General features: G+C 54.5%; 5 protein-coding genes, 3 pseudogenes and 1 riboswitch. Of the genes and pseudogenes, 4 read left to right on the top strand and 4 right to left on the bottom strand.

Annotated elements, in window-relative coordinates; all coding sequences use genetic code 11:
• Positions 1 to 119: 119 nt before the first annotated feature.
• The 3 genes and pseudogenes from OHD58_RS29885 to OHD58_RS29875 form a co-directional block, all read right to left on the bottom strand.
• Positions 120 to 317: pseudogene (locus OHD58_RS29885) on the bottom strand (phosphomethylpyrimidine synthase ThiC); the annotation flags it as partial.
• Between the two features lie 106 nt (positions 318 to 423).
• Positions 424 to 540: riboswitch (TPP riboswitch) on the bottom strand.
• Positions 541 to 611: 71 nt separating this feature from the next.
• Positions 612 to 729, bottom strand: a pseudogene (locus tag OHD58_RS29880) (3-oxoacyl-ACP synthase); the annotation flags it as partial.
• Between the two features lie 176 nt (positions 730 to 905).
• Positions 906 to 1,643 (bottom strand): methyltransferase domain-containing protein, encoded by a 738-nt coding sequence (locus OHD58_RS29875; protein ID WP_263807222.1) that lies wholly within the window; start codon positions 1,641 to 1,643, stop codon positions 906 to 908.
• 800 nt (positions 1,644 to 2,443) lie between these two features.
• Here OHD58_RS29875 and OHD58_RS30885 point away from each other — a divergent pair.
• A pseudogene (locus tag OHD58_RS30885) lies at positions 2,444 to 2,705 on the top strand (IS110 family transposase); the annotation flags it as partial.
• 171 nt (positions 2,706 to 2,876) lie between these two features.
• Positions 2,877 to 4,106: an ATP-grasp domain-containing protein gene (locus OHD58_RS29870; RefSeq protein ID WP_263807221.1), complete on the top strand. Its 1,230-nt coding sequence runs from the start codon at positions 2,877 to 2,879 to the stop codon at positions 4,104 to 4,106.
• A 380-nt stretch (positions 4,107 to 4,486) separates the two neighbouring features.
• Here the strand turns inward: OHD58_RS29870 and OHD58_RS29865 are convergent, their stop codons facing one another.
• Positions 4,487 to 4,762, bottom strand: a complete 276-nt coding sequence (locus OHD58_RS29865; RefSeq protein ID WP_263807220.1) for a hypothetical protein — start codon at positions 4,760 to 4,762, stop codon at positions 4,487 to 4,489.
• A gap of 168 nt (positions 4,763 to 4,930) precedes the next feature.
• Between OHD58_RS29865 and OHD58_RS29860 the strand changes: the two genes are divergently transcribed.
• Entirely contained in the window at positions 4,931 to 6,031 is a 1,101-nt protein-coding gene (locus OHD58_RS29860; protein WP_263807219.1) for an ATP-grasp domain-containing protein, read from the top strand.
• Positions 6,032 to 7,167: 1,136 nt separating this feature from the next.
• Entirely contained in the window at positions 7,168 to 7,671 is a 504-nt protein-coding gene (locus tag OHD58_RS30880; protein ID WP_354494818.1) for a hypothetical protein, read from the top strand.
• The last annotated feature ends 12 nt before the right edge of the window (positions 7,672 to 7,683 follow it).

Here is a 7,683-nt window from a genome sequence, read left to right as displayed (position 1 = left end):
CCGGTTGGCTTTGTGCACGAGGTCGCTGTTGACCGCCGTTGCCAGCCAATCGCCCTCATAGTCAAGCGCGGCAAGCAGTTCGGCCAGCGTGGCGGCGGCAACCTCATGCGCTTCGCCGTGTCGATGCTGGTTTCGACAGTCGGGTCCGTACAGGGGCCGGACGGATCATAGACGGTGACGGGCGGTTCACCCGCCGTCGGATGGACGGAGATTTCGCGCATCGGCACCTTTATGTGCGGATGGAGGACGCCGGACTTGTGGATTTTCCGTGAGGCAGGCAATGGTCCCGTCGACACGGCGGGGGTGAGGGCATTCATCTTGAGGCTCCTTTGCTCATGCATTGGAGACCCAGTTCTGTGCCGGAAGGATGAAAAGACGCTTTGATCTACCTGCTTGGAAGCAGGACTTCGGGCGTGAACTCCCCGCAAAGCGCTTGCACCGTCCCTACGCCAGTATGAACTGGATCAGGTTCAACGGGTCACTGCGCCGCAAAAGCCAGCAGTATCTCAGCCCCTTGCCGGGACTCCCCTGGTGAATGCTCCGAATTGAACGGGCCGGCCCTATCTTGTCAAGCGCGTTCGTCCGCCACGGTGATCGGGATCAATCACAGTATCCTCGCACGGACCAATCACCAGGGCCGCCGGCGGCATCGGAAAAAAGGACTGAGCTTGCGCGCTCGGCCGGATTGATACGGCGGCTAAGGATGTTGGGGGCGCTGACCAGCGCTGGCGCGTCTTAGATTGACCTGCCGGCTATGGATCTGATGGCATGAGGTGGCAGTCTTGGTCCTGACCTCGGACAGAAGCATGGTCCTTGCGGCGTGATGATCACTCGAAGGGACTTGACGAGCAACGGCCCATTATAGAAGACTACTCACCGCAATCGGCTGCGGAAAATTGCCTGGACTATGGCCCGTTTCGACGGTAAACTGAGATATGACGTTTGGATCCTTCAGTGAACGTGCCTCTCGTCCAATTTCCCCAACGTTCCGCTAGCTTCAGTCCCACACATTCGGCCATCGTATCGAGTTCCTGGTGATAAACGTACCGGGTGCGATGAGGTGAACGTGTCACCGATGTATCAGAGAACCAAAGAAGGGTTGAAACCAAGGTCTGGTTGAGCGGATCGTGGATATCTGAGTTGAGAATTGTATTCTCGTGATCCACGAATAGCGTGGTAGTTTTCTGCCCGTTAACGAAACCGTCCAGGGCCGGCACACCCAATTCCATCACCAAAACCCCCTCATTATCCAGTGCCTCCGCGGCAGATCGCAGGCAAGCTATTTGTGCCTCGCGCGTGAGGAGCAGCTTGAACGTGCTGTAAACGCAATACACGAGATTGTACCGTCGCTCTGATCGGAAATTGGCAATGTCTCCTTTCCAAGCCTTGATCAGATTGGTGCGCTTGGAGAGAAGTTTCAACATGCTCTCTGAATTGTCGATACCTTCCACCCTGACACCGCGCTCGCTCAACGGCACTCCCACACGTCCGTCGCCGATACCAAGTTCAAGAGCACTGCCTCCGCTGGAATATTGCTCAAGGAGAGCGGCAGTCTCGACTGCTTCATTTACTTTGCCTCGTATGCTGGTAAATTTTTCGTAGATCGAAGCCCAGTTATCGCCAAATCTGAATTCGTCAGGCATCTTAAACTCTCCGTTTATTTGTTCACACAATTTCATTTTATTATTATTGCCATTTACTTGAGATATGGCGCCGGATTGCGGTTCCGAGGGTGAAAGCGCTCAAATCCATCGAGCTCAAATCACATGAAAGGAATTCCTGCGAGCGTTTGAATTTCTCTGGAGCGCGCCGGTATGTTTCACCTCCGATATTGCTGTGCTTCCGGCTTCCACGAGAGTCCGCTGAGGTGGTTCGCCATAGAACTGAACGGATAACTCTGGTGACCCGCGCGCTTTCACCTGGCAATTTCCCATTCGCCCAGCATGTCTTCTGCATCACCTTTTCCATTGCCATTGACCGTAAAGAGACGTCTTGTTTGGCACTAAGACATCCAACGGCTCCGTTCCTGAAGCAACCTCGCTGCTCAAATCGCAAGAGGCATGCCAACTAAAAAGGGTATTAATTCAATCAATTGGCTTTTCGTTTCCAATTGCCTCCGTTCGTTACGGCACAGTTTTGTCAAGCTTCAGTAACCCAATTGACGTCGCGAAAGACGACGTCTCAGGCATACAGAGTGCGAGGAGGGATCGTCCCGCGGCGTGGTGTAGTTGGCGGTATTGGTCGCCGTGCTCTCCGGCATGGGCCGGGCTGATCAGTGCGCCACAGTTGACAAGCTGATCAGGGGATCGTCGCTCATCTGGCTGATCGTTTCCAGAGTCATTTATCTGGCCCGCTGCACTGCCCGTTTGATGGCATGGGGCGCTCCCTTCCGATGTGTGGAAATGGAGGAACATCTACCCCATGACACCAAAAGGAGCTCGTCATGCCTGTCGTCAGCCTCGGTATCGATATCGCCAGATTCGTCTTTGAGTCCACGGTGTGGATGCTTCTGGACACGCCGTCTTACGGCGGCGGCTTAGTCGCAGCGAGCTGATCGTATTCTTTGCCCGGCTTTCTCCGTGTCTCGTCGGGACGGAAGCTTGCTCGAGCGCCCATCATTGGGCTCGGGAGTTGGCTCGTCCTAGCCACGACGTGCGACTGATTCCACCCCAATATGTAGAAGCCGTACGTCAAACGGAACAAGACTAGTTCAGCCGCTGCAACAAAACCTTCAAACAAATTTACAAAACCTTTGCGACTACAAATCGCTGGCAATGGTACGTTCACAGCAAAATCTGAAGTCGAGCACGACTAAAAAGCTGATGCCGATTCATCCTGATCACCGCACGGCAGGCAACGTCGGAGTCCAAGTGCCAATGACAAGAAAAGCGCTCATCTTGCTTGAAGGCCATCCGCGGGGTAATGGTCTCCTATACGCGAAGGCGGCCCAGCGCCTTGGACTTCATCCAATTACGCTGTCGGCTGATCCGACTCAGTACGACTATCTTGCGGCGGAAAGGCTTGAGGCAATCCGTGTCGATACAACTAATCTCGATGCGCTTATCGGCGAATGTTCCCGCCTATCTGCCACCTATGAGATTGTTGGCGTCACGAGCGCCTTGGAGGCAGTCTATGCGACCGTTGGCAAGATCTGCCGGCATTTCGATTTGCCGGGGCCGAACCCCGCATCCATTGAACGATGTTGCGACAAATTCGTTCAACGTCAGCTCCTCGCGCACGCCGGCGTTCCAATACCTGCCTATCGTGCGGCGGCAGATGCGGCGGACGTAGAAAACTCTGCCGCGGAAATCGGCCTGCCGGTGATTGTTAAGCCAGCCGTCGGCAGCGGCAGCCGTGGTGTCCGGTTGTGCCGCAATGCCGAGGACTTAGCCGAACATACGACCTATCTGTTGGGCGGGACGCACATATGGCGATGTGCACCGAGGATACTGGTTGAAGAATTCGCACAAGGCCCTTATTACTGCGCCTACACAATGGGAGATGAGGTCGTTGGGATCGCCGCTGCTGACTTTAGCCCCCCACCGCATTTCGTCTATCGCGAGACGACCTTCCCGGCCCTGCTGACTGACGACGAGCAAGACCGTATCGCCGATGTTTCGCTGAACAGTCTACGCGTTCTTGACCTTGGCTGGGGGCCATCTAATATTGAACTTAGGTGGACGAAGCGTGGGCCAGTCGTCATAGAAGTCAATCCACGTCTTGCTGGCGCGCCGGATCCTCAACTGGTCCAACTGGCTTACGGCATCGATCTCATCACCGAGCACGTCAGGCTTGTCATCGGCGACCAGTGGAACCTGTGCAGAACGAATTCCCACACTGCGGCCTCGCGGAACCTGGTGCCCGATAGTGATGGGACCCTCGATTGGATCGAGGGCGACAGTCGGGCCGCTGCTGTATCAGGTGTCGCCGACGTAAAATTGTATATCGAACCCAAAACGTCGATCCTCAGGAAAGGCGATGCCGGAGACCCCATCGGCCGTGTCGTCGCCACTTCACCCAGCCTCGCTCGGACTGAGGCTATACTTCAGCGCGCCGTCGATTTAATTGATTGGTCGATCACACCATTCCCGACCCTTCGCGAATAGGATAACGCTATAACTTTCGCCGATTTGAGCTTAGCCGCAGGCCTTGATGTTGACGTTCCCTAATTCTTGTAGGCCCTGCGATAGCCAAACAGAGTGACTGTCGTTCTGGCATACCCATGTCTAACGTTTCAGGATTTTACTCAATGCACAATCGACATCTGACGAGGTCTAACACGAACGTGTGGGTTTTCCTTCAACGTCGCAGCTTAAAATACGGTCAGAATCGCTCGTCGTGTTTACTATGGCTACAACGAGAGAGGAAATATGACGGAATTTTGTCAGATAAAAGTCTGTTGTGAAAAGTCAGGGGTGGATATTTCGCCGGATGAGGTTTCTACACATGCGACAAGGATCATGGCGTGAGAAACATCGATACCCTCCTAATAATTACGCACGAGGTGTCGCCAGCGCGCCATCCAGCTGAAGGTGCGCTCGACCACGACCCCGCGGCAACGCGGGATCTGGAACTCCTTCTGGTCGTTGGATCGACGCATGACCAAGAAGTCGGGATAGGCGGCTTTGTCCAAGAGCTTCGGCCAGTCATGGGCGGTGGCGGCCAACAGATGCTTCTCCCAGGAGCAACGCTGGAGGATGCCGTCCAGGATGGCCTGAGCCCCGGCACGGTCGTAGATGTCGGCGGTGGTGAGGCTAATCATCAAGAGTCGCAGGAGTCTACATCCGGCTATTCACTCGGAGGATCGCAAGGGCTTGATATCGGCGTAACTCTTCTGATTCTGGCGCTTAGTCAGGTCGCCCGGGCTGGTAGCGACAGAACGGCTTCCACTTAGTCTACTATAATATCCGTCAACGACTAAGGAACGACAATGCCTCTTCAAGTTTCATTCATCTTCGGTGGAATTTCGACGGAGTACGATGGGTCTATCTCATCGTTAACCAACATCATCTCCTCCTACTTGGCTATTCCTGATGCCGAACGACCATTCTCTGTAAGATATTTGTATCATGTTAGCCGTAATGATGGCCTAGTCCGAACAATTCGATTTCACAGAGCTTTCACGATTTCTGAGCTTCAGGGATATCTTTATGATACGAACGCTCGTTCTGGGCGCTCATTGCTCGTGACTTTTGATACAATCAAATCTCGTAATGAATACATTGTGAACTTGTTGCACGGACAGTTTGGCGAAGACGGAGGAGTTCAGACGCTTGCGGCGCTTTCATGCCTAAGAGGCACGTTCGGCGACCCACGTGTCGCATCGTTGACGATGAATAAGTACGCAATGTCGTCGTTCGTTTCCTCGATATTGCCAAGCGAAATCGTGAAAGTGCCAACGGCAACGCTAGTAAACCCTGGAAATGCTGCGGACGCAATCAAGACCGCAAAGTCACTCCAACGGCCAATTGTAGTGAAACCGAACTCACTTGGTTCATCGCTATTTGCTAGGCTTTTTCGCGACCCTGAGCAGTCTGAGCAGGAGATTGAGGCCCTTCTTCATGCGATTTTTGCCTATGATAGTGCGGCCCTATTACAAGAGTTCATTCCGGGAGACGAGTATACCTGCGGTTGCTTAGTCGGTTCATCAGGAGCAATACCGCTACCTGTCGTAAAGATTGAAACAAACATGCAGTTTTTCGGACGTGATCAAAAGCAATCGAGAAGCGCGGCGAAGAGGGCAGTAATCGATACTGACGATGAAATTTCGTCCATAATACAGTCAGTGACACACTCTGTTGCGTCTTCTATCAACCTCTGCAATATGGCTCGTTTCGATTTTAGGGTGTCGCACGATTCCGTAATTTGGTTTCTAGAATGTAATTATATTCCCGGACTGTCAAAAAATGGTTCTTTCGAAAAAATGCTCCACCATTACGGTATGACAGTCGTAGACTTGATATCGTGGATCGCATCAGACTCACGTCCGTTCATAAAACCGGCCCATTACATCAAATACGAATGTATCTGACAGATCAGGCGAACAACAATCATGTTGCTGACCCCGAGGCGGCCTGTTGCTTCGCGCAGGACAAGCTCATGGCGCTTCACACGTTCGCCCTCATGGTAAACCGGGATTTGATACGCGCCGCAGAAATTGTGCACACGCAGCTGGGTCCAGGTCTGTCCTCTGGCCGAGCATTCCCGGCCGATTGAGACCAAGGGCGATGGTACAGTCCGGCAAAAAAGGCGGGCGACTTCGGGCGCCAGTTGTTCGGTCGCCGCATCGGTATGGTAGCGGTTTTGACCGGTTCTTCAGCACTTCAAATGGCGCGTGATCCCCTCCCTGCCAATGCAGCACCATGTGCACGACGATATCCTCAGCGCGGCGCAAGATCCGCCTGCCTGTTTTGACGGAAGCGCGGGATGGTTCCGCGGGGCAGGTGTCATAAGTGGCATGCGTTCGTCGTGGCCACGGCGCGCGGCTGCGTGTTGCGCAAGCAATGAATCTGATCTTCGAGCCGGGCAACCGCCGTAAGGCAGCCATTGGATCGGCGTTCGAGTTCGCTCGCCCATTGCGGGCCTAGCGTGAAGCCTCGATGGCTCGCGCCCGGGGCGCCGCCAACAGGCGTTCGAAGTCTGGGTGCCGTGCCGCCCCTGGGCCCGAGATCGTCGTCGATGACAATCATGCTCTTCCAGCCGAGGCGCGAGGGCTCGGTGTCAGGGTACCGGCGTCTCCGGCTTCTCGGGAATGCGCAAGTGCTTGAGCTGATCCATGCCCGATTGCCGCACAAAGACATAGGCGCTACGCGCCAACTACTCGGAAGTGAGGCGTTTGGAGCGGTGTCATGTGCCGGCTCGCCGCAATTTCCACGGCCGAGTTCGGCGCGTGGTCAAGCCGCTAGCGAGCGCGCAACTGCAACGAAGCGAGCGGTCGCCCTCCAGCGGGGTCAAGAGCGGCATCGAGTAACGCTATCCGACGCGTCCGTCGCGTTTGTCGGATTCGCGACAAAGGCTGTTTCGCCAGTATCTCGTTTTGACTCAGACTAAATAGCTGAAAAGCGGCCACAATTTTCTTCGGTTCGATCAACCAAATTGGCACGAGTTTTGGGACCTTCATTATGTGGTGGCGGAGCTGCCGACCGGTATTCATGTCGCCGGTAACCGATGGATGGAACGAAAGAAGGAAGCAACGTGTCAGGTCTGCGTCAAATCGCATTCTACGGGAAGGGGGGCGTCGGCAAGTCCGCCAATCAAAAAGGAGCTCGTCGCCCTTGTCGATCTCGGGCAGACGATTCTCATCGTTGGCTGCGCCCCAAAGCGGACTCCACCCGCCAGATCCCGAGCTCGAAGGCGCAAGACACGATTCAGCATCTCGTGGCAAAGGAAGGTTTGGTGGAAGACCTCGAAATCGAGGACGTGCTCAAGATCGGCGATCCTCTCCGCACACGCTTCGAGTTAAGCTCTTGCTACCAACGGTTTCTTGAAACAACAGACATCGAAATCCTCCGCCGAAAACATCGAGCGAAATTTAATAACACGGACACTTCTCCACGTTTGGAACGCCATCTTGTTCGGCCTCGAGGCAGATTTTCTTGGATGAGAATAACTCACGAGGGCAGTTTGTGCCGGCAAATGAAGGCCCGTTCCCGCGAGTGCGAAGCAGAATGATCTGAGGTAGCG

This window comes from Mesorhizobium sp. ZC-5, from assembly GCF_025753855.1.
In the GTDB taxonomy this organism is placed as follows: domain Bacteria; phylum Pseudomonadota; class Alphaproteobacteria; order Rhizobiales; family Rhizobiaceae; genus Neomesorhizobium.
This window is presented reverse-complemented; position numbering and strand designations above follow the sequence as displayed.